We start from the raw sequence: 21,917 nt of genomic DNA, 5'->3' as shown, positions 1-21,917 counted from the left end.
GTGGGTCACGGCACGATGAGCGGGACCTCCGGCGACGGGCCGTCCGACAGCGGGATCTGGAACCGCTGCGTCAGGTAGGACGCGATGCTGTGGAACAGCGGCGCGGCGGAGTGGCCCACCGGCAGCGTCGTGTCCGGCGCGTCCAGCCGGATCCCGACCACGAACCGCGGGTGGTCGGCGGGCAGGATGCCGGCGAAGGTGATGTTGTAGAGGTGGTCGCTGTAGGCCTTCGTCCGCGGGTCGACCTGCTGGCCGGTGCCCGTCTTGCCGGAGATCTGGTACCCCTCGACCGCCGCCGTCGGCGCGGTGCCCTTCTGCAGGCCCTTGCCGTTCTGGGCGACCGCGCGCATCATGTCGCGCACCGTCTTGGCCGTCTGCGGGCTGACCACCTGCACCGACTTCGGCGCCGGCTCGGGCACCGTGGTGCCGTCCGGGTTCACCTTCGCCTTGACGATCCGCGGTTCGACGCGCAGGCCGTCGTTGGCGATGGCCTGGTACATCCCGGCCATCTGCAGCACGGTCATCGACAGGCCCTGTCCGATCGGCAGGTTGCCGAACGTCGTCGCCGACCACTGGCTGCGCGCGGGCACCACACCCGCGCTCTCGCCGGGCAGGCCGACGCCGGTGCGCTGGCCGAGGCCGAACTTCTTGAGCAGGTCGGCGTAGCGTTCTTCGCCGATCTTCTGCGCCAGCAGCAGGGTGCCGATGTTGGACGACTTGGCGAAGATCCCGGCGGTGGTGAAGTTCTGCGTGCCGTGGGTCCAGGCGTCGTGCACGGTCTTGTCGGCGACCTGCAGCGAGCCGGGCACCGAGACGGTCGACTCCGGGGTCGCGACGCCGTAGTCGATCGCGCCGGTGGCGGTGACGACCTTGTTGACCGAGCCGGGTTCGAACGGCGTGGTGACCGCCGGGTTGCTGAGGTCGTCGGCGGTCCAGGTCGTCTGGTCGTTCGGGTTGAACGTCTTGTCGTTGGCCAGCGCGTAGACCTCGCCGGTCTTCGCGTCCATGACCACGGCCTGCCCGCCCTTGGCGTGCGACTGCTGGACGTAGTCGGAAAGCTGGCGCTGCACCTCGTACTGCAGGTCGGAGTCGACGGTCAGCTCGAGGTCCGAGCCGGGGACGGCGGCCTGCAGGTCGCGCTCGGTGCCCGGGATGACGACGTTGTCGCTGCCGTTCTTGGTGTTGACCATCATCCGCCCCGGCGTGCCCGCCAGGTCGTTGTCGCGGACCAGCTCGAGCCCGACCAGGCCGTGCAGGTTGTGCTTGGACACGTCCGGGTCGTCGGAACGCCAGTTCGCGGCGCCGACGATGTTGGAGGCCAGGCTCCCGCCCGGGTACTCGCGCAGGGCGCGTTTCTCGACGCCGATCCACGCGAAGTTCTTGACGATGTCGGCGGCCACCGACGGCTCGACGTTGTGCTCGAGGTAGGTGAAGGACGCCGGCTTGTGGAACAGGTCCAGCAGCTGCTGCTCGGTCAGCTGGTTCGGCACCTTCGCCGCGATGTACTTGGCGGCCGCGGCGGTCTCGGCGTCGAACGTCTTCTTGGTGCCGGGGTTCTTCGCGGCGAAGTCGTCCATGTTCTTGTGCAGCGCCTTGAGGTTCACCGACAGCGAGCGCACCTCGACGCTGAACGCCAGCTTGGCGCCGTTGCGGTCCACAATGGACCCGCGCTGGGCCGGGATGTCGATGGTCTGGGCGCGCTGCCGCTCGGCCGCGGCCGAGAGCGCGCCGGCCTCGAACCACTGCACCTGCACCAGTTTCACACCCGCGACGAGCAGCACGGCGACGAGGATGAGCCGCACGGCGGAGAACCGGCTGCGGTTCCCGCCGTTGCCCCGGCGCGCGGCGGCGCTGCGCGTCCCGGCGGCGTAGGTCCGGCGCGCGCTCCCGGCGGAGCGCGCGCGGACCTGTCCCCGGCTCGACGACGCCATCACTGGCCCGCCGGCGGTGTGGGCTGCTCTTCGGCGGGCACGGCGGGCTGGTCACCCTCGATCGGCGCGCCCTGCTGGGACTGGGTGCCCTCGGCCGGCGCCGCGGGCGGCGCGGCCTGGACCGGCGGCGCGTCCGCCTTGGCCTTCTTGGGCTCGCCGACGAGCGAGGTCTTGCCGTCCGGGCCGACGACGATCCGCGCCGGGTCCCCGCCGGGCACCATGCCCAGCTGCTGGGCCGAAGGGGCCAGCGAAGCGGGTGACTCGGCCTTCGCGACGTCGCGCTGCAGCTGTTCCTTCGTCTCGGCCAGGTTCGCGTTGGTGGTGCGCAGCTGCTCGAGCCGGTAGGAGTCGGCGATCGCCTGCGTGGTCAGCCACAGCGTGGTCGCCACCCCGACGGCCAGCAGCGCCATCATCAGCAGCACGAACGACGCGCGAGACTTCGGCAGCCGCAGCTTGAGCCGCACCTTGGGGGTTCCCGGCTCGGCAACCTCGGCCTTCTTCGGCTCGGGCCGCGGCTCGCGCTCCTTGAGCAGGTCGGCCCGCTGGGCGCGGCGCGCGTAGGCGCGCTCGGCCGCGGTGGTGCGGCCCCGCGACGCGCGGCGCGGCGCGGCCTTGCCCGGTTCTTCGGTCCGCGGCTCGGTTTCGACGGTGGTCCCGCGCGCGGGCTCGGCACGCTTGCGCGTCGCGGGCCCGCCGGCCCGGCGCTTCGTGGGAGCGGTCATCGCGGCTCTCCGATCCTCTCAGCGGCCCGCAACCGCACCGAAGCGGCGCGCGGGTTGTGTTCGGTCTCCTCTTCGCCGGCCTTTTCGGCCCCGCGGGTCAGGAGCTTCAGCTCCGGTCCGTGCCCCGGCAGCTCCACCGGAAGTCCTTCCGGCGTGCGGGACTTCGCGAGCTCGGCCAGCGCCTGCTTGACCAACCGGTCTTCCAGCGACTGGTAGGACTCCACGACGATCCGGCCGCCCGTCGCGAGCGCGCCCAGCGCCGCGGGCATGGCCCGGCGCAGCACCTCCAGCTCGCCGTTGACCTCGATCCGCAGCGCCTGGAACGTCCGCTTGGCCGGGTGCCCGCCGGTGCGCCGGCTGGCGGCCGGGACGGCGTCGTAGAGCAGCTCGACGAGCCGTCCGCTCATCGTGAACGGCTCCTTCTCGCGCTCGTTGACGACCGACCGGACGATCCGCTGGGCGAACCGTTCCTCGCCGTAGTCGCGCAGGATCCGGATCAGCTCGCCGGGCGCGTAGGTGTTGAGGACGTCGGCGGCGGTGAACCCGGTGGTCGGGTCCATCCGCATGTCCAGCGGCGCGTCCTTCGAGTACGCGAACCCGCGCTCGGCGCGGTCCAGCTGCATCGAGGAGACGCCGAGGTCGAAGAGGATGCCGTCGGCCTTCCGGATGCCCAGCCCGGCCAGCGCGTCCGGGAGTCCGTCGTAGACGGTGTGCACGAAGTCGACGCGGTCACCGTGGCGGGCGAGGCGCTCGCCGGACTTCTCGAGCGCGGCGGGGTCGCGGTCCAAGGCGACGAGCCGCAGGCGCGGGAAGGCGTCGAGGAGAGCGTCGGAATGCCCGCCGAGCCCGACGGTCGCGTCCACGAGGACGCCGTCCCGGTCGGCGAACACGGGGGTGAACAGCTCGACGATGCGGCCCAGCAGTACCGGGACGTGCTCGGGTGCCGTCATGTGTTCCCTCCCCCTTTCTCGCCTGGCCCGGGGGAAATATGGCGGATGCCGTCAGGTCCCTGTCCGCCCGCTGCTGACCTGGTACCGGGGAAGGTGCACCAGGGCCATTGAGCGGACAGAGGCCTCACGGCATCCGGGTGGGCTTCCCCTCACCGCGCGGACGGCGAACCTCTTCGTCCCCCGACGACGAAGGTGCACCGCGACCACGCGCCTAGAAGACGCCCGGCAGTACTTCCTCTCGAGCCTTCGCGTAGCTGTCCTCGTGCTCTTCCAGGTAGCCCTGCCACGCTTGGGCGTCCCAGATCTCCAGCCTGGTGATCGCCCCGATCACCACGCACTCCTTGCTGAGCCCCGCGTAGCGGCGGAGCTCGGGCGCGATGCTGATGCGCCCCTGCCCGTCCGGACGTTGTTCGTCCGTCCCGGCGAACAGGTAACGCTGGTAGGCCCGGACCGCCTCGTTCGTGAACGGGGCGTCGGCGACCTTGCGCGCCATCTGCTCGAACTCGGCCCTGGGGAAGACGAAGAGGCAGTGGTCCTGCCCCTTGGTGAGCATCAGCCCGCCGGCCAAGGCGTCGCGGAACTTCGCGGGCAGCGCGAGCCGCCCCTTGTCGTCCAGCTTCGGGGTGTGGGTGCCGAGGAACACGGCCTCCACCTCCCTACCGCCCGCGGCAGCGAACTACCTTGAACGGCTACGGGGCTTCCCTTCCGCCCCACTGGCCACCACCGTACCCCACTTTTCACCACAGTCAACGCGTGAAACCGGCGCCTCACTCCGTCGTGTGCTTTGTTTGCGCAGGTCAGCAGCGTGGGGGCCGGTGGGGGGTGCGGTGGGGCACGGTGCGCAAGATCCCCCTTGCCGGGGGCCGGAGCAACCTCAGCTGTAGGCTATGCGTCCGCATAACGGCCGCGAAAACCCTCGGCACGCCTCGAGTGGGGCCCGGTGGGGACCCGAGTGGGGTCGAGTGGGGACATCGGTGGGGGTCGGTGGGGACCCCGGTGGGGTCGATTGCGGACCCGGCCGTGATCCAGCGGGCATCACCCGTGATCCAGCGGGCATCACCCTCGATGCCCCTCCAGACACGCGTGATGCCCTTCCAGACACGCGTGATGCCTATCCGGACACGCGTGATGCCCCAGGGCGCTCAGCTCTCGGGGGCGAGGAGGGCGGCGATGCGCGCCGAGAGCCGGGCGCTGTCCACCGGGCTCACGTTCACCCACTCCTGCCCACCCCGGGCCGGAGTCTTCGTCGCGCAGTACGCGCCGACGTCGGTGTCGAACCACGTCAGCCCGCCGACCCGCTCGACCCGCCCCGACGGCGAACGCCGGCTCACGCTGAACTGCCCCGCCGCGTAAACCGGCCGCGCCTGGATCGCCAGCGCCTCCTGAAGCTGAACCGAAGACGACGCCGAGCCCTCCGACAGCGCCGAAGCCGCCAGGCTGATCCCATACCCCGGCCCCGCGGTCAGCTCCGGCAGCACGTCAACCAGAGCCGAGCACACCTCGCCCGGAGTGATCGACGCCAGGGCGATCGTCTGCTCCGGCTGGGTCGCCAGGACACCGTGCCGGCCACGGGCCGCCGTCACCGCCCGGAACGGCGTGGACGCCGTCATGTCCGCCAACGCCTCGCACGCCACGAACACCTCGCCGTTCGCCAGGAGCTCCAGGCGCGCGGCCAGCGCGGGCTCCAGCACCGAACCGTCGTACAGGCCGCGCTCGGCCAGGTTCTCGTACACGGCCTTCCGCACCTCGGCGCGCTCCTCTTCGGTGCCGCCGACGCTGCGGACGCCGAGCGGCTCCGGCGGGCGGTCGTGGCCGAGGTCGGTCCAGAGGATGTCGAACGCCGACGCGGAGACGCGGATCAAGCCGGCCCCAGCGTCGGCGGGTCCTCGAACGCCGAGGCCGGGACGTGCCCGCGCAGCGCAGCGTCCCGGGTGTGCATGACGTCGATCGCCTTCTGGCGCGCGGCCTCGGCCTCGGCGCGGCGGGCCGCCATCTCGCCGGCCAGCCCGGCCAGGACGAGCACGTTCCCGGAGGACGCGGCCTCGCGGATCATCGACGCCGGGTCGTAGGTCACCGGCGGGGGCATGTCGGCGCGGGCCCGCGCGGCCGCGTCCGCCTGCGCGCCGATCGAGCCGCCCACCGACGCCGAGACGGCGGCCGAGTGGGACAGCCACCGCGCGGCGCGGTCGAGCGAGGCGCGCGCCGCGTCTCCGCCGGCGCCCTGCCAGTTCTCCTGGGAGGAGGCGACCAGCGCGGCGAGGTCGGCGGTCGACTCGTGCAGCCGTTTCGCCAGCCTGTCCCAGCGCGCGCCCGCCTCGCCCGCGGCGACCGGGTCGTTGTCCCGCTCGACCTCGGCGGCCATCGCCTCGTGGCTGTAGGACTCGTACCGCGCGGTCGGCAACGGGGGTTCGGACACGGCGCACCTCCTGGTCAGGGCAGCTTCGGTTCGACCAGCCCGGCCACCGTGCCCGCGCGGCGGCAGGCGAGCGGGGTGTCCGAGAAGCCGGTGTTGCTGACGTCGATCTGGACGCTGGCCGTGTCGCCCACCCCGAGCAGCACCGCGCAGGTGCCGTCGGCGACCTTCTTGTCCGCCACCTGCAGCGCCGGGTGCGCGCCCACCTTCGTCCTGGTGGCCGTCTTCTTCGCGACCTCGAGGTCGGCCAGGCCGTCGGTGTCGCTGAGGGTCACCGTGACGCCGAAGGTGCCGGGCACGGTCCAGTCGCACGCGCGGTAGCCCGCGATGTTCTTGGGCTTGCCGAGCACGCTCACCCCGGCCGACGACCGGTCCTGCGGGCCGAGCAGCGTGCAGGGGTCGATCGCGGCGAGCCCGGTCCACGCGGCGACGGGCGGCTCGGCCGCGGTGGCGGTGGCCTGCGCCGAGGTGTGCCCGGCGGCGGCCGGCCGCGCGGGCTGCTGCCCGCACGCGGCGAGCGCGAAGAGCAGGCAAAAGAAGAGGAGCCGCGCGGGCGACCGGCCCGCTTCCGTCCCGCGTGTCCGGTCAGCCACCCGTGCAGTCCACCCCGTCCGCGGCGGTCTCGTCGGCGTGCTGGTACTTCGCCAGCGCCTGGCCGATCCGGCGCTTCAGCGTTTCCAGCTCCTTGCCGAACGCGGTCAGCTGCTGCACGGCCGAGCCCCGCCCGCCGATGCCGTACTCGGCCATGAACTTGCCGATCTCCCCCGCGTACCCGCCGCCGAGCGGCACGGTCCGGCCGAGCACCTTGGCTTCGCGGACCATCTCGCCGACGACGTCCTGCAGCTGACCCAGCTTCGCGTACGCGTCGGTCGCCAGCTCCGGCGCGACCGCGAACCCGCGGACGTCGAACGGGGGCTGCGTCTGCACCTCGCTCATGAGCGGTTACGCCTCTCCGTAGCTGAGCGACCTCGAACCGCAGCATACGACAGAGCGGGGCGTGATCGGGAGCGCCCAGAATCAGGCGACAACACACCCGATCGGGGTATCGTCCCTGCTTGCGCAGTGTCATCGACCGACGTGCCGGGTGTGCGGCCCTGGGCTTCGCGGGGTTCCGGCCCCAGGTTCGCCCGGGTTTGACACACTGGATGGAAGGCTGTCGCTGCGCGCGACAAGCAGCGAGGGGGCCGTTCGGGCCCGGCGGTGCGCACAGTGCGCGCGGCCACGCGCCACCAGGAGGTCGAGTGACGTCGAGAATCCAGTCTGCGGCGCCCGGATCGGGCGAGCAGGCATCCGAGCGACCGCCTTACCCGGCGGAGGCCTCGGTCAACGGGCACCGCCCGGCCAGAGTGTCGCTGGACGAGCTGCACGAGACCGCGCGGCGGATCGCCGCGAACGTCGAGCGGGTGCTGGTCGGCAAGCCCGACGTCATCCGGATCGCGCTGGTCACGCTGCTCGCCGAAGGCCACCTCCTGGTCGAGGACGTGCCCGGCGTCGGGAAGACGTCGCTGGCCAAGGCGCTCGCCCGGTCGATCGACTGCACGGTCAGCCGCATCCAGTTCACCCCGGACCTGTTGCCGAGCGACGTCACCGGCGTCTCCATCTACAACCGCCAGTCCGGCGACTTCGACTTCCGCCCCGGCCCGGTGTTCGCGAACATCGTGGTGGGCGACGAGATCAACCGCGCGTCGCCGAAGACGCAGTCGGCGCTGCTCGAGTGCATGGAAGAGCACCAGGTCACCGTCGACACCTCGACCTACCGGCTCGAAGAGCCGTTCATGGTGATCGCCACGCAGAACCCGATCGAGATGGAGGGCACGTACGCGCTGCCCGAAGCCCAGCGCGACCGCTTCACGGCGCGGGTCTCCATCGGCTACCCCGACCAGCAGGCCGAGCTGGCCATGGTCGACGAGCACGCCGGGCACAACCCGATCGAGGACCTGCAGCCGGTGTCCGACGGCGGGACCGTGCACCGCCTGATCGAGACCGTCCGCGGGGTGCACCTGGCCCCCGAGGTCCGCCGCTACGCCGTCGACCTGGTCGCGGCGACGCGGCAGCTCCCGGAGATCCGGCTCGGCGCGTCGCCGCGGGCGACGCTGCACCTGGTCCGCGCGGCGCGCGCGCAGGCGGCGCTCTCGGGCCGCGACTACGTCGTCCCGGACGACCTGCACACCGTCGCGGTCCCGGTGCTGGCGCACCGCCTGATGCTCACCACCGAGGCCCACGCGGCGCGCCGGTCGGCGACCGACGTCGTGCGCGCGGTGCTGCACCGGGTGCCGGTGCCGCAGGGCTCCCGGCCCTAGTCGCCGGCGAAGGGGAAGAGAACGGCATGCTGCGTGCCCTGTCCGGCCTGACCACCCGCGGCCGCTGCCTCCTGGCCGCGGGGATCGCGGCCGCGGTGTGCTCGTTCGTGCTCAACGAACGCGACCTGCTGCGGGTGGCGTTGTTCGTGGTGGCGCTGCCGCTGCTGGTGGCCGTGTTCCTTTCGGCGACCCGGCTGCGCATCGGCGCCACGCGCGCGCTGCGGCCCCAGCGGGTGGCGGTGGGCGGCAACGGCGAGGTGCAGCTGGAGCTGTGGCGCAGCGGCCGGCTGCCGGCCGGCGAGATCCTCCTCGAGGACGGCGTGCCGTACGCGCTGGGCTCGCGGCCGCGGTTCGTCGTCGAGCGCCTCCCCCACGACCGGCGGGTCGCCCTGCGCTACCCGCTGCAGCCGGTGCTGCGCGGGATCCAGCAGGTCGGGCCGCTGCGCGCGACCATCACCGACCCGTTCGGGCTGTGCGAGTTCGAGCGGGAGCTGATCGGGCACTCCCGGCTGGTGGTCGTGCCCCGGGTGGTCCCGCTGTTCGGGCTGCCGAGCGGCGCCGGGATCGGCGTCGGCGACGACGGCACCGTCCGGCTGCACGCCGGGCAGGGCGAGGCCGACGTGATCGTCCGGCAGTACCGGCAGGGCGACGACCTGCGGAAGGTGCACTGGCGCTCGACCGCCCGCCGCGACGAGATCATGGTGCGCGTCGAGGAACGGCCGTGGCGCGGCGGCACCACCGTGCTGCTCGACCACCGCGCCGCCGCGCACCACGGCTCCGGCCCGGCCGCCAGCCTGGAGTGGGCGGTGTCCTTCGCCGCGTCGGCCGGGCTGCACCTGCGCCGGTCCGGGCACCGCGTCCGGCTGGTCAGCGAGCACGGCGTCACGCTCGCCGACACCCCCGGCGACGGCGGTGACCACTACGACAACGTCGTGCTCGACGCGCTGGCCGCGCTGCAGCCCGCGCACCAGCGGGACATCACGCTGGCCCGGGACCCGGCCGAGGGCCAGGAGCTGGTCGCCGTGCTCGGCACCGTGAGCACCGAGGCCGTGCACGAGCTGACCCAGTTCCGCCCGCGCGGCATCCGCAGCCTCGCCGTCCTGCTCGACACGCCCACGTGGTCGGCGGGGGTGAGCGCGCCCGAGCAGCGGGCCGCCGCCACCGAAGACTCCGCCGCGCTGCTGCGCGCGGCCGGCTGGGGCGTGGTGATCGCCGGGCCCGGCTCGCCGATGCCGCAGGTGTGGGCCGAGCTGTGCCGCAGCGGCGCGCGGCGCGGCACGCTGATCGGCGGTCCGCGATGAGCACCGCCGCCCCGCCGCGCAAGTTCGACCGGCCCGCCCCGCGGCGCTCGCTCGCGACCTGGCGCAGCAGCGTCCTCGCCCCGGCGGCCGCCGGGGTGGCGACGCTCTGCGCGGCGACGTCGGTCTCGAGCGTCGTGACCGGCCTGGCCTGGTTCGGCTACCTGTTCGTCGCGGTCCTGCTGATCGCCGCGACCGGCCTGGCGCTGCGCTCGCTGCAGGTGCCGACCGTGCTGGTCGGCCTCGGCCAGCTGCTCGTGCTGCTCTTCCTGATCACCGGCGCGTTCACCACGCACGGGATCCTGCAGATCATCCCCGGCCCGGACGCGTTCGGCGAGATCGGGAACACGCTCTCGGCCGCCGCCGACCAGATCCGCGTCGGGCTGCCGCCGGTCGAGGGCACCCAGCCGATCCTCTGCCTGGTGACGATCCTGATCGGCCTGGTCGCCGTCCTGGTCGACACGCTCACGGTGGCCGCCGCGGCCCCGGCCGCGACCGGGCTCGTGCTGCTCTGCGTCTACGCCGTGCCGGCCGCGCTTTCCGAGGAAATGCTGCCGTGGTGGACGTTCCTGTTCGGCGGGGCGGCCTTCGCCGGCCTGCTCGCCGTCGACGGCAACCACCGGCACCAGCGCTGGCGCACCCGTGAGGCGCCCGGGCGCAGCGGCAAGCCGGGCGTGCTGTCCGCGCCCGTCGCGGTGGTCGCCGCGGCGATCGTGCTCGGCCTGTTCGGCGGGGCGATCACCTGGGTCGGCACGGTCGGGCGGATCCCGTTCGGGCAGAGCGGCGACGGCCCCGGCGCGGGCTCCGGCGGATTCGGCATCCAGCCGTTCACCGAGCTGCGCGGCATGCTCGACCAGGGGGCCAACCGCGAGCTGTTCAAGGTCCGCGGCCTCGGCACCGACCGGCGGCTGCTACGCGCGATGACGCTGGACACCTTCTACCCCAACAAGGGCTGGGGCCTGCACGACGAAGGCCGTTCGCAGCAGGGCGTCCCGGTCGGGCCGCAGCTGCCGCCCGCGCCCGGTGACGACGGCAGCGGCGCCGCCCGCCGGATCGACGTCGAGCCGACCAGCTGGCGGGACAACTGGCTGCCGGTCTACGGCGCGCCGCGGATGATCGACGGCACCGGCAACGGGTACCTCTACGACCAGGTCAGCGGCACGGTGTTCACCACGCGCAGCGAGGCGCCGCCGGCCTACACCGAATACGCGTCGCTGAAGGAGCCGACGGCCGCGGAGCTGCGGGTGACCCCGCGCGTCGAGGACCTGCCGCCGCGCTACACGCAGATCGACCGCGTCGACGACCGCGTCCGCGCGAAGACGCAGCAGCTGGTCGAGGGCGCGGGCAACGACTTCGACCGGGCATCGGCGATCTGGCGGTACTTCACCGCGCAGAACGGGTTCGTCTACGACACGAAGACCGCGCCGGCGAACGACTCCGACGCGCTCGCCGACTTCATCCTCAACGGCAAACGCGGCTTCTGCGAGCAGTTCGCGTCGGCGATGGCGGTCATGCTGCGGGTGGCGGGCATCCCGTCGCGGGTGGCGATCGGCTTCACCCCCGGCGTCGCGGTCAACGACTACCAGTCGATCAGCACGCAGGACGCGCACGCGTGGGTCGAGGTGTACTTCGGCGACAAGGGCTGGGTGACGTTCGACCCGACCCCGCTGTCCGACGGCCGTGGCATCACCCCGCCGTACCTGCAGGCCGGCACCCAGGGCGGCCAGACCCCGGACGACACCCAGGTCGCCCCGAGCACGGTCCGGACGAGCGCCCCGGCGACGGGCGCGCCGCGCGACACCGAGCAGAACCAGGCGCAGCAGGACACGAAGGCAGCCACCGGCAACGACGACTGGCTGATGACCGTGGTGGGCGTCTTCGCCGCACTGGGCGCGGCCGCGCTGATCGTCGGGGCGGTCCTGCGCCGGCGGGTCCGGCAGACACGTCCGCACGCGCCGCCCCAGCCGGACGGCGTCCCACCCGGGACCCGCAGCGAAGGCGACCTGCTGGTCCGGGCCCCGGCGCCGGTGGCCGCGCCGCCGTCCGCGCTCCAGACCCTGGCCAACTGGCTGCCGCTGCTGGCGGTCGGCCTCTGGATCGTCGCCGTCGGGTTCCTCGCGGCGAGCGTGGCCTGGTGGCTCGGCGTGATCGTGGTCGTCCTGCTGGTGGGGGTGACCGGCCCGGCCTCGGGCCGCGAGTTCGTCCGGCGCCGGCGGATCCAGAAGATCGAACGGCACCAGCCGGGCGCGGCGGACGCGGCCTGGGCGGAGCTGAGCGCGGAGTGCGCGGACCGCGGCCTGCCGATCCCGACAAGCGACACGGTCCGGGTGGCGGGCCAGAAGCTGGCGGCGAAGCACCACCTCGACGACGAAGGGCGCGAAGGCCTGCGCACGGTCATCGGCGTGCTGGAGCGCTCCTGGTACGGCGAGGACGAGACGGCCCAGCCGGAGCTGCCCCCGGCGTTCGAGGAGGTGCGGCGAAGCCTGCGCCGCAACGCGCCGCTCTCGTGGAAGGGCCGCCTCTTCCCCCGTTCGATCTTCCGCAACCGCACCGACTGACCCCGCCGGGTGTGCCGAACCAGGCATCACCCGTGATCCAGCAGGCATCACCCGTGATCAGCCGGGCATCACCCGTGTCTGAGCAGGCATCACCGTGATCAGCCGGGCATCACCCGTGATCAGAGGGTCGACACGGCGGCGGAGGGGCTGGTCGGGGTCGTGTCGACCCTTCGATCACGGGTGATGCCCCTTCAATCACGGGTGATGCCTCTTCAGTCACGCGTGATGCCTCTCTGATCACGGGTGATGCCTTGGGCGGCACAGGGGCCGGGGCGTGGGTCACCCGGGTGGGCGTCACCCGCTGTCACCGGGGGGTCTCAAACCTTCGCCAGGGCTTTTGAGCACACAAAGAGATCCGCGTCCCACCGGGGCGGCGGGACGCGGATCTTGTGGTCTTGCGGGCGCTACTGCTCTTCGAAGCGCTGGCGGAAGCGCTCCTCCATCCGCTGGGTGAAGGAGCTGCGGCGGCCGGGCTGCTTGCCGCCGCGCGGGCCCGATCCACCGCCCTTGCCGTCCGATTCGGCGCCGTGCCGGATCGATGTGACGGCCAACATGACCCCGAAGAACATCACGAGGAACCCGAGCACGCTGATCAGCGGGATGTCGGCCACCCGGAACTGCGGCACCACCACGCCCAGCACCAGCAGGGCCACGCCCACTACGAACAGGGCGATGCCCTGGATACGCCGTCGGCGAGCGGGGCGACGCAACCGGGTGCCACGCACCGTGGATGCGAACTTGGGGTCCTCGGCATAGAGCTCGCGCTCGATCTGATCGAGCAGCCGCTGCTCATGCTCGGAGAGTGGCATCTTTCCTCCTCCGGCACAGCTGTCGCGGGCGCCGGGCCGCGCAACGTCCTGGACCCAACAGCCAACCCCAGGCGGGGTGGCACTGTCCAGGATACGAGGCCCGCGCCCGGACGACTACCCGATCCCGCATCCAGTAGGGATCGAATTGGGCTAATTCCCTCCCGCGCGGGGTTGCGGACGGTCACCACCACCCGTTCAGGGCTCCCGCGGCGCCAGCAACGACGCCGGCCGCACGGCCGCGGACCCGAACTTCGACCGCGCGACGTCCGCCGCGACCTCGGCATCCCGCCAGCGCGGCGCCGGCGAGTCGAACACCAGCTGCTCCCCCGCCTCCCCGGTGTCGAGGCCCTCGACCCGGACGCCGATCAGCCGGACGGCCCCGGTCGGCGCGTGCTCGGTGAGCAACGCCACGGCCACGGCGTGGATCTGCCGGGCGACGTCGGTGGCCGAGACGAGCGTGCGGGCCCGGGTGATCGTCCGGAAGTCCGCGAACCGCACCTTGATCGAGACGGTCCGGCCGCGCACGCCCCGGGACCGCAGCGTGGCGCCGACACGCTCGGCCAGCCGCAGCAGCTCCAGGCCCAGCTCGGCCCGGTCGTGCCGGTCGACGTCGAAGGTGTGCTCGGCGCCGATCGACTTGTCCGGCGAGTCGACGACCACCGACCGCTCGTCGACGCCGTGCGCGAGCCGGTGCAGGTGCTCGCCGACGGCGGCGCCCAGCGACTTCTTCAGCCGCTCCGGCGGGAACGTGGCGACGTCGGCGATCGTGTCCAGGCCCAGCCGCCGCAGGTGCTCCTCGGTCTTCGCGCCGACGCCCCACAGCGCCGACACCGGCAGCGGGTGCAGGAAAGCCAGGGTCTCCGCCGCCGGCACGACGACCATGCCGTCCGGCTTCGCCATGCCCGAAGCGAGCTTCGCGACGAACTTGACCTTCGCGATCCCGACCGAGCAGGTGATCCCGTGTTCGGCCGCGACCCGCGCCCGGATCCGCGCGGCCAGCCCCGCCGGGGTCGCGCCGAGGCGGCGCAGGGCCCCGCCGACGTCCAGGAAGGCCTCGTCCAGGCTCAGCGGTTCGACGAGCGGCGTGAGCTCCCGGAAGATGCCCATCACCCCGCGGGAGACCTCGCCATACAGCCCGGCGGTCGGCGGGATGTTGATCAGGTGCGGGCAGAGCCGCTTCGCCGTCGAGAACGGCATCGCCGAGCGCACGCCGAACTTGCGCGCCGGGTAGTTCGCGGCGGCCACGACCGCGCGCGGCCCGCCGCCGGACACGACGACCGGCTTGTCCGCCAGCTCGGGCCGGGTGCGCAGCTCGACCGACACGAAGAACGCGTCCATGTCGACGTGCAGCATCCCGCACCCGGTGTCGTCCGGCGGCGGTTCTCCCGGCCGGACCCGGAACCGGCCCATGCCGCCCGGCAGCTCAGCGTTTCGCCCCACGAACCAGGACGCTACCGGCCGGCACCGACAGTTTCGGCGAGCGCGAGCGCCAGGGCGGAAAACCGCTACGAAAGAGCGAGCCGCGCGACCGCGTGCAGCCGGCTCGCGACGTCCCGCAGCGCCGGCACCCCAGCCGCCACCCGCTCGAACTCGGTCAGCTCGTCCTCGCGGACGTCGCCGCCGACCAGGTCCGAGATCACCCGGTCGCCCTGCAGCAGCGTCACGTCCAAGCCCGCGGCCACGAGCTGGGCGCGCAGGCCATCGGCGTCGAACCGGCGCAGCACCGTGTCACCCGGGACGATCCCGTCCGCGCTCTCGAGCAGCCGGCGCGCCTCGGCGACCCGGCCGGACAAAGCGCGGTAGAGCACCGAAGCGTGGCGGTTCGCGACCAGCACCGACACCGCGCCGCCGGGGGCGACCGCCGTCGCCAGCGCGGAGAGCACCGCGGCCGGGTCGTCGACGATCTCCAGCAGGCCATGCGCCAGCACCAGGTCGGCCGAGCCGGCCTCGACGTGCCGGCCGAGCGCGTCGGAGTCGTCCGCGACGACCGTGATCCGCTCGGCGACGCCTTCTTCTTCGGCCCGGCGCTGCAACGTCGCCAGCGCGTTCGGGCTCGGCTCCACGACGGTCACCCGGCAGCCCGCCGCCGCGAACGGCACCGCCCAGCCGCCGCTGCCGCCACCCACGTCGACGACGAGGGGGTGCTCGGCGCCCCGGGCGCGGGCGGCCTTCAATTCGGCCTCGAGCACCCGGCGGACGGCGCCCGAACCCCGGGCGGCCACGGTCTCCGTCTTCATGCCGCACAGGGTAGTGCCCACCCCCGGCCACCTCCCGGGCTCCTCCCTTCGAGTGAACGCCCCTTGCCCGGCGGCGCCCCTCGCCCGCACCCGTAGGCTGGTGAACGTGCACACGGTCGCCGTACTCAGCCTCAAGGGAGGCGTCGGCAAGACGACGGTCGCTCTCGGTATCGCGTCCGCCGCCTTGCGTAGGGGCACGCGGACGCTGGTGGTCGACCTCGACCCGCAGGGCAACGCCACCACCTCGCTCGACCCGCCCTACACCGACGCCACCCTCGCGGACGTGCTCGAGACCCCCACCCGGGAGACCCTGGAGCGCGCGATCGCGCCGAGTGTCTGGAGCGAGGACGTCGACGTCCTGGTCGGCGCCGAAGAGCTGGAGTTGCTCAACGACCCGGACGCCGACCCCGAACGGCTGGCGAACTTCTCCCGCGCGCTGGACGAGCTGCACCGCGAGCCGCTGCGCGAAACGCCGTACGAGCTGGTCGTCCTCGACTGCCCGCCGTCGCTGGGCCGGCTGACGAAGTCGGCGCTGGTCGCCGCGGACAGCGCGCTGATCGTGACCGAGCCGACGATCTACGCGGTCGCCGGCGCGAACCGGGCCCTGGAAGCGATCGAGAAGATCCGCAAGGAGCTCAACCCGGACCTGCGCCCGATCGGCGTGCTGGTGAACAAGCTGCGGGTGCGCTCCTACGAACACCAGTTCCGGATCGCCGAGCTGCGCGAGAACTTCGGCTCGCTGGTGATGCCGACGGCGATCACCGACCGGCTGGCGGTGCAGCAGGCCCAGGGCGCGTGCAGCCCGATCCACGAGTGGCATTCCCCGGGCGCGCAGGAGATCGCGCTGACGTTCAACATGGTGCTGGCGAAGATCCTGCGCTCCAACCGCGCGGGCCGCCACCGCGTCCAGGGCGCGGAGCCCGAGGGCCCGGACTGGCCCGAAGGCCCGGCGCCGGAGACCCCGGAGGCTCCCGCCGAGGTGTCCGAGACCACGGGGTGAGCCGTGCCCGAAGGTGACACCGTGTACCTCGTCGCGCGACGCGTCGACGAGGCCCTGGCCGGGAAGACGTTGCTGCGCGGGGAGTTCCGTGTGCCGCAACTGGCCACAGTGGACCTCGCCGGACGCGAAGTGCTCGGCGTCGGCACGGTCGGCAAGCACCTCTTCACCCGCTTCTCCGGCGACCTGAGCCTGCACTCGCACCTGATGATGGACGGCATGTGGGACGTCAACGTCCGCGGCGGGCGGTGGCACCGTCCGGCCCACCAGGCCCGGGTGATCCTGACCGCGGCCGACGTCCAGGTGATCGGGTTCAGCGTCCACGACCTCAAGTTCGTGGCCACCCCGAACGAACACGACCTCGTCGCGCACCTCGGCCCGGACCTGCTCGATCCACAGTGGACGGACGAGCACGCCGAGCGCGCGGTCTCGAACCTGACCGCCGACCCGGCGCGCGAGCTGGGACTGGCCCTGCTGGACCAGCGCGTGCTGGCCGGGGTCGGCAACCTCTACAAGTGCGAGATCGCCTTCCTGCTCGGGGTCACGCCGTGGACCCCGGTGTCCGAAGTGGACGCCGCGCAGGCCGTCGCGCTGGCCCGCAAGCTGCTGACGACCAACGTCCGGGCCGGGACCTTCGCCCAGAGCACCACCGGTCAGGTCAACCGCACCCGGAAGAACTGGGTGTACGAGCGCACCCGGTTCGGCTGCTTCCGCTGCGGCGGCCGGGTCCAGGTCCGCCAGCAGGGCCACGACGTCCAGCGGCGGCCGACGTGGTTCTGCCCGAAGGACCAGACAGGCCCGTACCCACCGCAGTAGGCTGACCCCGTGACGATGTTCAAGCTCCCGCTCTACGGGACCGACACCGAACGCGGCGACCTCGCTCCCTGAGCCGTCCGCGCGCTCTCCGTCACCCTTTCGCCCATCCAGGGAGCTTCGTCATGCCCGAAATCCTGACCGAGCCGGCGTTGCGCGCCTTCGCGCACGCCCTGCCCAAGGTCGAGCTGCACGTCCACCTGGTCGGCTCGGCGAGCCTGCCGACCGTCCTCGAACTGGCCCGGCGGCGCCCGGCCGCCGGCGTCCCCACCGAGGAACGCGAGCTCGCGGAGTTCTTCACCTTCCGCGACTTCGCCCACTTCCTCACCGTCTACCTCGCGGTCACGTCGCTGGTGCGCGACCGCCACGACATCCACACCCTCGTGACCGGCCTCGCCGCCGATCTCGCCGCGCAGAACTGCCGCTACGCCGAAGTCACCGTGACGCCGTACAACCACCTGCTCGACGGCGTGCCCGGCGACGAGCTGCTGAGTGGGCTGGAAACCGGCCGGGCGCGCGCGGCCGAGCTGGGCGTGGACCTGGCCTGGTGTTTCGACATTCCCGGCGAAAAGGGCACGAAGGCCGGGCGGGAAACCCTCGTGTTCGCGCTCCGCGAACGCCCCGAAGGCCTGGTGTCCTTCGGGCTCGCCGGACCGGAGCTCGGGGTCGGGCGGGCGCAGTTCGAGCCGTTCTTCACGCGGGCGCGGGAAGCCGGGCTGCACAGCGTCCCGCACGCCGGCGAAACCACCGGCCCGGCCACGATCTGGTCCGCGCTGCACGACCTCGGCGCCGAGCGGATCGGCCACGGCACCAGCTGCGCCGGCGACCCGGCCCTGCTGGAACACCTTGCGGCACACCGGATCCCGCTCGAAGTCTGCCCGACGTCGAACGTGCGCACGGGCCAGGTGCCCTCGATCGCCGCGCACCCCGTGCGGCGGATGCTCGACCACGGCGTCGTCGTCACGCTCAACACCGACGACCCGCCGATGTTCGGCGCCACGCTGACCGGCGAGTACGTCGCCGTCGCCGAAACGCTGGGGCTCACCGCGGCCGAGCTCGTCCGGCTGGCCGAGCACGCGGTCGACGCGTCGTTCCTGGTCGAATCCCGGAAAGCCGTGCTACGGCGTGAGATGAACGAAATGACGTTGCCGGACGGCGGGATCTTCGCCTAGCGTGGAAGTACACGAGAGAGGAGGTGGTCCTAAGTTGTATTCCAACAGGACTCGTGAGGTGACTGTCCGCTAGCGGATGGCACGTGATGGGACTTTGAGCAGCGATACAACACGAGCCACCTTCGGCTCATCGCCTGCTTCACGTGTTTGCCTGAGAGCGAATACCAGGCAGTCACCGGGCCTCCAGGGTTCCCGGGCACCGGTCCGGCCCGGGCTCGAGCGTTTGACGGCGCTCGAGAGGCACCCTGGAGGCACCCCTTCAAAGCGCTCATTTGTGCAGGTCAGACCGCCCATCCGCGGCGGACGACCGTCCGGCGACCAAACCTCCGGTTTCGCCGATTGCTTTTCGCCGTTCCATCCCCCGGATGGGTCACGCGTCGCTAGCCTGATGGCATGCTCAGGCCCGACTACCCGATCACCACGGCTCGCCTGCTCCTGCGCCCGTTCACGCCCGACGACCTCGACGCGCTGAACTCCTTCCAGTCCCGTGCCGACGTCGCCCGCTACCTGTACTGGGGCCCGCGCAGCCGCGCCGAATCGGCCGCGGCCCTCGCGAAGCGGGTGCACAGCTCGACGTTGACGAAGGAAGGGCAGTTCCTGGCGGTCGCGGTCGAGCTGGCTTCGACCGGGCAGCTGATCGGCGACCTGAACCTCGAGTGGCTCAGCAGCGAACACCGGCAGGGCGAGATCGGGTTCGTCTTCCACCCCGACCACCACGGCAAGGGCCTCGCCGCCGAAGCGACGACCGAGCTGCTGCGGCTCGCGTTCGAGGACTTGGGGCTGCACCGCGTGATCGGCCGGTGCGACGGCCGCAACACCGCCTCCGCCTCGCTCATGGAGCGGCTCGGGATGCGCGAGGAAGCGCACCTGCGGGAGAACGAGATCGTCAAGGGCGAGTGGACCGACGAGCTGGTCTACGCGATGCTCGAGGACGAGTGGAAGGCCCGCGAAGCCACCGAATAGCGGGCGCCTTCACGCCCGGGTGACGCTCCGGTCGCGGCTCCCGGGCGGTTTGGCAGCATGGGGGCGTGTTCTTCGACAAGATCGTCCGCCCGGCGCTGTACCGGCTGTCCTACCACGATCCCGAGCTGGTGCACGAGCGCACGATCGGCGTCCTGTCCCGGCTCGGCAAGGTCGCGCCCGCCCTGGGCGGCGTCTACCGCGTCGACGACCCGGTGACCGTGCTCGGCCTGCGGTTCCCCAACCGCGTCGGCCTCGCCGCCGGGATGGACAAGAACGGCCGCGCGCTGCCCGCGTGGGCCGCGCTGGGCTTCGGTTTTGTCGAGGTCGGCACGGTGACGCGGCTCGCGCAGCCGGGCAACCCGAAACCCCGGCTGTTCAGCCTCCCCGCCAGTGACGCGGTGATCAACCGCATGGGGTTCAACAACAACGGCGCCCAGGCCCTCGCCGCCAAGCTCGCCCGGGACGGCAAACCCGGTGTGCCGCTCGGGGTCAGCATCGGCAAGTCGAAGGTCACGCCGCTCGAAGAAGCCGTCGAGGACTACCGGTTCTCGCTGCGCGCGCTGTACCCGTACGCCGACTACTTCGCGGTCAACGTCAGCTCCCCCAACACACCGGGGCTGCGGCAGCTGCAGGACCGCACCGCGCTGGCCGAGCTGCTCGGCGAGCTGCGTTCGACGTCCGCCGAGCTGGCCGGCGGGCGCACCCCGACGCCGATCCTGGTGAAGGTCGCCCCGGACCTGACCGACGACGCTCTCGCCGAGCTGCTGGAGGTCGCGCTCGAACACGGCGTCGCCGGGATCATCGCCACGAACACCACGCTCGCCCGCGACGGCATCGCACCCGCGGAGAGCAGCCTGGCCGGGCAGGGGGGAGGCCTGTCCGGCCGGCCGCTGACCACCCGCGCGGCGCAGGTCGTGCGGTTCGTGCACGACCACACCGGCGGGAGCCTGCCGATCATCGGCGTCGGCGGGATCCTGGGCCCGGACGACGCGGTCCGGCTGGTGAACGCCGGAGCGTCGCTCGTGCAGCTCTACACGGGGTTCGCGCTGCACGGGCCGGGCCTGGTGCGCCGGATCAGCCGGGGTCTCGCGGCCCGGCGGTAGACGTGAAGCGCACGTAACCGCGCCAGGATTCGTAGCGGTCCAGACCCTTCCCTTCCACGCCCGGGTCGCACCGCACCGCGAGCGGCCGGGAGCCGTCCTCGAGCTCGACGCGGTCCAGGACGAACGGCGGCTTCAGCGTGGCGGCGAAGCGGTCGAACGCGGCCGGCGACAGCCGCCAGCGTTCCCCGTCGAGCGTCGCGCCCTCGGCGGCGTCCAGAACGCCCGGCTGCGGCGGTTCGGTGTCCAGCAGCACCATCCGGTAGCTCCCGGTGGTCCGGACCGGCGCGGTGAAGCGGGCGCCGAGGCCGGTGAGCTCGGGGTTGAGCGGCTGCCCGCGCAGGTGGGCGCCGAACACCACGACGTCCTCGCCGGGCTCCGGGTAGGGCGTCATGGGTTCGTCGGTGCAGACGGTCGCGAGGTCGAGGCCGATCTGGTCCTCGAACGCCCGCGTCAGGAAGGTGACCCCGAAGGGGCGCGTGTCGCCCGGCTGGACCGGGACGGTGACCGCCGCGACGTCCAGGAGGTTCGCGAACGCCGTGCAGCCGGGGCTGTCCGCGATGGTGGGCAGGAGGAGGGCGTCGCCGAAGGTGTGCTCGTCGAGCGACACCGGCTCGAGGACGGCTCCGGCCGCCGTGAGCCGCTGGACGACCCCCTCGAACGCCATCGCCGCGGCGGGGCTCAGGGGCAGGTCGTGCGGGTACGCGATGCGCGGGTGCTCCCCCGCGCCGAGACGGACGTCTTCGGGCCAGGTGCGCGCCGGGGAGACGCCGTCCGGTCCGGTCATCAGCGCGAGCGCGCGACGGCCGGCGACCAGGCCCTTCGTGTACACGGACAGGGGTTCACCGGCCCGGACGCCCGTCATCGGCAGCAGGCCGCGGGTCGGTTTCAGCGCGACGACGGCGTTCAGCGCGGCCGGGACCGCGCCCGCCGTGCTCAGCGCCAGGTCGACGACGCCCAGCGCGACGACGACCGCCGCCCCGCGGCCGCCGGCCTTGGTCCGGTCCCAGGCCGAGGCCACGGGCGCGGCGCCGGTCTTGCCGAGCACCACGGCGCCGGCGGCGGTGAGCCGCGAGACGACCGTGGCGCTGGTTTCCGGCACGGTCCGGCCGGAGGGCTGCCCGGCGACGTCGATCAGCTCCGGCACGGCGAAGACGGTGCCGGCCAGCGGCAGGTCCTCCCCCGCCTTGACCCGCTCGTCGACGGCCTTGGCGTCGACCAGGACGTCTTCGACGGCGCGGAGGGTGGACCAGAGTTCGGGGCGGCCGACGGCGCTGATGCGATCGAAGGCCGCGATGACGCGCTCGGAGGCGGTGGGCGGGGTGACGGGGACGGGATCCGGGTCCGGCGGGAGCGTGTTCACGGGGCGTCCTTTCCTCGGCGGTCGAGAAAGTCCACTGTGTACGGTCGGCGCCGGCGATCCTCAAAGCACGGCGGGCCTCCCGGCGAGTGACACCTCTGCATGCATGACAGAAACGTTAGATCGCCCACGTTTCCGTAGCCATCAGTTTCCGATTACGCCCGTGTTTCGGCACCAAGAGGTGAACAGGGGGCGACGCCGGGGTGAAACGCACGATCACGCACGCCGGGTGACCAAGGCCCGGAACACCCGGATACCTGCACCCGAACGGCCGAGTTTCAAATCCGAACGGCG

General features: G+C 72.6%; 20 protein-coding genes. 8 read left to right on the top strand and 12 right to left on the bottom strand.

Annotated features, from left to right (window positions below; all coding sequences use genetic code 11):
* Positions 1-5: 5 nt before the first annotated feature.
* From ACZ61C_RS23125 to ACZ61C_RS23090, 8 genes are all read right to left on the bottom strand, one after another.
* Positions 6-1,931, bottom strand: coding sequence for a peptidoglycan D,D-transpeptidase FtsI family protein (locus tag ACZ61C_RS23125; protein ID WP_465309869.1), 1,926 nt, complete (start codon positions 1,929-1,931; stop codon positions 6-8).
* On the bottom strand, positions 1,931-2,653 hold the full coding sequence (ftsL, locus tag ACZ61C_RS23120; protein WP_465309868.1) for a cell division protein FtsL: 723 nt from the start codon (positions 2,651-2,653) through the stop codon (positions 1,931-1,933). The genes ACZ61C_RS23125 and ftsL overlap by 1 nt, the downstream gene beginning before the upstream one ends.
* Positions 2,650-3,603: a 16S rRNA (cytosine(1402)-N(4))-methyltransferase RsmH gene (gene rsmH / locus ACZ61C_RS23115; RefSeq protein ID WP_465309867.1), complete on the bottom strand. Its 954-nt coding sequence runs from the start codon at positions 3,601-3,603 to the stop codon at positions 2,650-2,652. Before rsmH ends, ftsL begins: the two co-directional genes overlap by 4 nt.
* A gap of 211 nt (positions 3,604-3,814) precedes the next feature.
* Complete coding sequence (gene mraZ, locus ACZ61C_RS23110) at positions 3,815-4,246, bottom strand: division/cell wall cluster transcriptional repressor MraZ (protein WP_329044731.1); 432 nt, start codon at positions 4,244-4,246, stop codon at positions 3,815-3,817.
* A 499-nt stretch (positions 4,247-4,745) separates the two neighbouring features.
* Positions 4,746-5,465, bottom strand: a complete 720-nt coding sequence (locus ACZ61C_RS23105; protein ID WP_465309866.1) for an ESX secretion-associated protein EspG — start codon at positions 5,463-5,465, stop codon at positions 4,746-4,748.
* Positions 5,462-6,019: a PPE domain-containing protein gene (locus tag ACZ61C_RS23100; RefSeq protein WP_465309865.1), complete on the bottom strand. Its 558-nt coding sequence runs from the start codon at positions 6,017-6,019 to the stop codon at positions 5,462-5,464. Before ACZ61C_RS23100 ends, ACZ61C_RS23105 begins: the two co-directional genes overlap by 4 nt.
* 14 nt (positions 6,020-6,033) lie before the next feature.
* Positions 6,034-6,609 carry a DUF3558 family protein gene (locus ACZ61C_RS23095; protein WP_465309864.1) on the bottom strand — a complete coding sequence of 192 codons (576 nt, stop codon included), beginning with the start codon at positions 6,607-6,609 and terminating at the stop codon, positions 6,034-6,036.
* Complete coding sequence (locus ACZ61C_RS23090) at positions 6,602-6,952, bottom strand: hypothetical protein (protein WP_465309863.1); 351 nt, start codon at positions 6,950-6,952, stop codon at positions 6,602-6,604. Before ACZ61C_RS23090 ends, ACZ61C_RS23095 begins: the two co-directional genes overlap by 8 nt.
* 305 nt (positions 6,953-7,257) lie before the next feature.
* Here ACZ61C_RS23090 and ACZ61C_RS23085 point away from each other — a divergent pair, with 305 nt between their 5' ends.
* Genes ACZ61C_RS23085 through ACZ61C_RS23075 form a run of 3 tightly spaced genes read left to right on the top strand, consistent with a single transcriptional unit; the run spans position 7,258 to position 12,172 of the window.
* The gene (locus ACZ61C_RS23085; RefSeq protein WP_465309862.1) at positions 7,258-8,316 is read left to right on the top strand and encodes an AAA family ATPase; all 1,059 of its coding nucleotides are present in this window, start codon (positions 7,258-7,260) and stop codon (positions 8,314-8,316) included.
* 26 nt (positions 8,317-8,342) lie between these two features.
* Positions 8,343-9,617, top strand: a complete 1,275-nt coding sequence (locus ACZ61C_RS23080) for a DUF58 domain-containing protein (RefSeq protein ID WP_465309861.1) — start codon at positions 8,343-8,345, stop codon at positions 9,615-9,617.
* A complete protein-coding gene (locus ACZ61C_RS23075) occupies positions 9,614-12,172 on the top strand; it encodes a transglutaminase TgpA family protein (RefSeq protein ID WP_465309860.1) in 2,559 nt (852 codons plus the stop codon). The genes ACZ61C_RS23080 and ACZ61C_RS23075 overlap by 4 nt, the downstream gene beginning before the upstream one ends.
* 404 nt (positions 12,173-12,576) lie before the next feature.
* Here ACZ61C_RS23075 and ACZ61C_RS23070 read toward each other — a convergent pair whose 3' ends face one another.
* The 3 genes from ACZ61C_RS23070 to ACZ61C_RS23060 all read right to left on the bottom strand — a co-directional run bounded on the left by ACZ61C_RS23070 (position 12,577) and on the right by ACZ61C_RS23060 (position 15,218).
* Positions 12,577-12,981, bottom strand: coding sequence for a DUF3040 domain-containing protein (locus ACZ61C_RS23070; RefSeq protein WP_465309859.1), 405 nt, complete (start codon positions 12,979-12,981; stop codon positions 12,577-12,579).
* Between the two features lie 195 nt (positions 12,982-13,176).
* Positions 13,177-14,391 carry a DNA polymerase IV gene (gene dinB / locus ACZ61C_RS23065; protein WP_465310214.1) on the bottom strand — a complete coding sequence of 405 codons (1,215 nt, stop codon included), beginning with the start codon at positions 14,389-14,391 and terminating at the stop codon, positions 13,177-13,179.
* A gap of 95 nt (positions 14,392-14,486) precedes the next feature.
* A complete protein-coding gene (locus tag ACZ61C_RS23060) occupies positions 14,487-15,218 on the bottom strand; it encodes a class I SAM-dependent methyltransferase (protein ID WP_465309858.1) in 732 nt (243 codons plus the stop codon).
* Between the two features lie 106 nt (positions 15,219-15,324).
* Between ACZ61C_RS23060 and ACZ61C_RS23055 the strand changes: the two genes are divergently transcribed.
* From ACZ61C_RS23055 to ACZ61C_RS23035, 5 genes are all read left to right on the top strand, one after another.
* Positions 15,325-16,218, top strand: a complete 894-nt coding sequence (locus ACZ61C_RS23055; RefSeq protein ID WP_465309857.1) for a ParA family protein — start codon at positions 15,325-15,327, stop codon at positions 16,216-16,218.
* A 3-nt stretch (positions 16,219-16,221) separates the two neighbouring features.
* Entirely contained in the window at positions 16,222-17,031 is an 810-nt protein-coding gene (locus ACZ61C_RS23050) for a DNA-formamidopyrimidine glycosylase family protein (protein ID WP_465309856.1), read from the top strand.
* A gap of 122 nt (positions 17,032-17,153) precedes the next feature.
* Positions 17,154-18,200 carry an adenosine deaminase gene (add, locus tag ACZ61C_RS23045; RefSeq protein ID WP_465309855.1) on the top strand — a complete coding sequence of 349 codons (1,047 nt, stop codon included), beginning with the start codon at positions 17,154-17,156 and terminating at the stop codon, positions 18,198-18,200.
* 393 nt (positions 18,201-18,593) lie between these two features.
* The gene (locus ACZ61C_RS23040) at positions 18,594-19,163 is read left to right on the top strand and encodes a GNAT family N-acetyltransferase (RefSeq protein WP_465309854.1); all 570 of its coding nucleotides are present in this window, start codon (positions 18,594-18,596) and stop codon (positions 19,161-19,163) included.
* Between the two features lie 65 nt (positions 19,164-19,228).
* Positions 19,229-20,266 (top strand): quinone-dependent dihydroorotate dehydrogenase, encoded by a 1,038-nt coding sequence (locus ACZ61C_RS23035; protein WP_465309853.1) that lies wholly within the window; start codon positions 19,229-19,231, stop codon positions 20,264-20,266.
* On the opposite strand, the gene ACZ61C_RS23030 is transcribed toward ACZ61C_RS23035, so the two are convergent.
* A complete protein-coding gene (locus ACZ61C_RS23030; RefSeq protein WP_465309852.1) occupies positions 20,238-21,626 on the bottom strand; it encodes an allophanate hydrolase-related protein in 1,389 nt (462 codons plus the stop codon). The two genes, ACZ61C_RS23035 and ACZ61C_RS23030, sit on opposite strands and share 29 nt — an antisense overlap.
* Positions 21,627-21,917 lie beyond the last annotated feature (291 nt).

The organism is Amycolatopsis sp. NPDC104587 (genome assembly GCF_055583645.1).
This window is presented reverse-complemented; position numbering and strand designations above follow the sequence as displayed.